This window comes from Mariniflexile fucanivorans (assembly GCF_004341235.1).
Lineage (GTDB): Bacteria > Bacteroidota > Bacteroidia > Flavobacteriales > Flavobacteriaceae > Mariniflexile > Mariniflexile fucanivorans.
The window spans coordinates 1-2,805 of record NZ_SLUP01000022.1; the positions used below are offsets into that span (position 1 = coordinate 1).

Annotated in this window: 2 protein-coding genes and 1 pseudogene; all 3 read left to right on the top strand. The window is 30.4% G+C overall.

Annotated elements, in window-relative coordinates; all coding sequences use genetic code 11:
- Window positions 1-553 (top strand): annotated as a pseudogene (locus EV196_RS20010) (D-alanine--D-alanine ligase); the annotation flags it as partial.
- Window positions 554-555: 2 nt separating this feature from the next.
- On the top strand, window positions 556-1,224 hold the full coding sequence (locus EV196_RS19730; protein ID WP_132219502.1) for a hypothetical protein: 669 nt from the start codon (window positions 556-558) through the stop codon (window positions 1,222-1,224).
- 115 nt (window positions 1,225-1,339) lie between these two features.
- On the top strand, window positions 1,340-2,805 hold a 1,466-nt coding region (locus tag EV196_RS19735; RefSeq protein WP_207902884.1), incomplete at its 3' end, for a metallophosphoesterase.

The window sequence follows — 2,805 nt, forward strand, 5'->3', positions numbered from 1 at the left end:
TAAAGAATTTTTAATAATCACAGGAAATGGAATAAACACGGTTAAAGAACTTATAGAACAAAACCCAAGATTTTCTTTGCAATTAGAAACATTAAAGAAAAAGTATGGCAATAAGTTAAACGATATTTTAGCCAAAGACGAAACTCTCAATTTAGTGCCTTATGGTAACCATGTAAGAGGTAGTAAATTTACTGATGTTAGCCATTGGATTAATGAAAATCTAACACAAACAATTAATACTATTTGTTTACAAATTCCAGATTTTCATTTTGGAAGGTTGGATATTATGTTTAAATCTCGTGAAGATTTAGAGCAAGGTAAAAACTTTTCTATCATTGAACTTAATGGAGCCGGAAGTGAACCAACTCATATTTACGACCCAAAACATTCTATCTTTTTTGCTTGGAAAGAGATTATAAGACACTACAATATTTTATATAAAATAAGCACTTACAATCATCAAAAGGGCTATTCTTATTTGAATTTACAACAATCCAGACAGTTAGTTATTGATAATAGAAGGCTGACAAATTATTTAAAATCTATATCATAGCTATGAAATGGATGGATAAATATAGTTTTAATAACAAGTCCTTTGTACTTGGATTTATAATTAGTCTCATAGGGTCTTTGCCTTTAGGGTATCTTAATGTAATTGGTTTACAAATTTTATTAGAGCAAGGTGGTTTGGCAGTTATTTCTTTTATTCTTGGAATTATTGTTGTAGAGTTTTTTGTTCTTAAAACAGTAAGTTTTGGTGCTAAATGGCTAGTGGAACAAAAAAAGCTGTTATTATTTATAGATATTTTTACAATACTGTTTTTAGCTAGTATTTCATTTTATTTTATGAGCAATATTAACAATGAAAATAGCTTTAGTTTATCACAATTGCATCTTGCGCAATACCCATTTATACTAGGAGTACTTCTAAATGGTTTAAATGCCATTCAATGGCCTTATTGGTCAGGTATCTACATTTATATTTTCCGAACTAAAAAACTTAAAACAACTAAAAAAGCTAATTATATATTTATTATTGGAGCCTTGATAGGTACTGGAATCGGCATGTTAATTTTTGCTTATGCCGGACAATATATTTTGGTTGAAAATAATATTGAAATGACACATTATCTCAATCCAGCTTTGGGAATGTTGTTTTTTATATTAGCATCCATTCAAATTGCCAATCTGTTTTTAAATAAAAATAAAATGGAGACAATTTAATCCCGATTATAAAAAATGCTCTCAAATAAAAGACATATATAAAAACTTGAGCTAGTTTGTTTGTCAGGAATTAATGTTTTTTATGTCTGTTAATTAGTAGACTAACAAAACCAAAATGAAACAGATAATAAAACTACTTCCTTGTTTTGTAATCCTTTTTATAGTACAATCTTGTGCTACCTATGATATGCAAATAAAAGTAGTTTCTCAGACTAAGCAAGATACTTCAGGAATAAATATTTTTCTAATTGGTGATGCCGGAAAGTTAGAAAATAATCAGCCTTCAAAAGCTCTTATAGCTTTAAACGATAAAATTAAAGACTCAAAAAAGGAAGATTTGTTATTGTTTTTGGGCGACAATATTTACCCAAATGGATTATCAGATTCTTATACCGAAGAGGCAAAACTAGCTCTACAATCTCAAATTGATGTTGCCAAAAATTTCAATGGGAGAGTTATTTTTCTTCCAGGAAATCACGATTGGTATTCGGGAATTGATGGTTTGAAAGAAGAAGCAAAATTGGTTGGGAAAGCTTTAGGTGATAAAAGTTTTTCTCCTCAAGATGCTTGTCCGTTAGACAGTTATGATGTTTCAAATGAAATAGTTGTAATCACTGTTGATAGCGAATGGTATATTACCAATTGGGACAAGCACCCAAAAATGAATGATAACTGCAATATTAAATATAGGGAGAAATTTATTTCAGAATTTAAATCATTAGTTAACAAAAACCAAGATAAAACTATCATATTAGCCATGCATCACCCATTAGGAAGCTATGGCAGTCATGGTGGTCAATTCTTGTTTAACCCATTAAAAGCCCCATTAAATGTGTTGAGAAATGCTTCAGGAATTAGTCCTGCGGATTTAAATCATCCACTTTACAGAGAACTTTCAAACAAAATCACGACCATTTTACAAGAATACAAAAACGACGTGATTGTGGTTTCGGGACACGACCATAATTTACAATATTTGGTTCACAAAAATATCCCACAAATCATTAGTGGCTCAGGTTCAAAAGTTAAGCCGGTGCGCCATTATGAAAAAGATGCTTCAAGTTTTGGATATGCAGGTTTAGGTTTTGCTGTTTTAAATATTCAAGAAAACAATCAAACCGTTCAATATTATGATGAAACTAATCAATTAATTCATTCAAAAGTAATTAGAGAAATACAAACAGAGAAACCTTTATCTGTTTCAAATTTCCCAAAGGAAAGTATAATAAGTAAGTCCATTTATACTAAACACACTGATGATAAATCAAAAAACTATAACTCCTTTTTTGGAAATCATTATCGACAATTGTATTACAATAAATTTGATTTTCCGGTTGTAAATTTAGATACGCTACATGGCGGTTTAAAACCCGTAAAGTTAGGTGGGGGTAATCAATCGGTATCGTTGCGATTAGAAGATAATGACGGAAAGGAATATGTTATGAGGCGCATGAGAAAAAGTGCCACACAATTTATTCAAGTAAAAGCATTTCAGGAAGAATTCATGAAAGAGCGATTGGAAAATACTGTTGCCGATCGATTTATAATGGATTTTTATACTACTTCTTATCCATTTGCCGC

Coding starts and splice junctions, on each gene's coding strand:
- EV196_RS19730 (WP_132219502.1), top strand. CDS start 556: ATGAAATGGATGGATAAATATAGTTTTAATAACAAGTCCTTTGTACTT.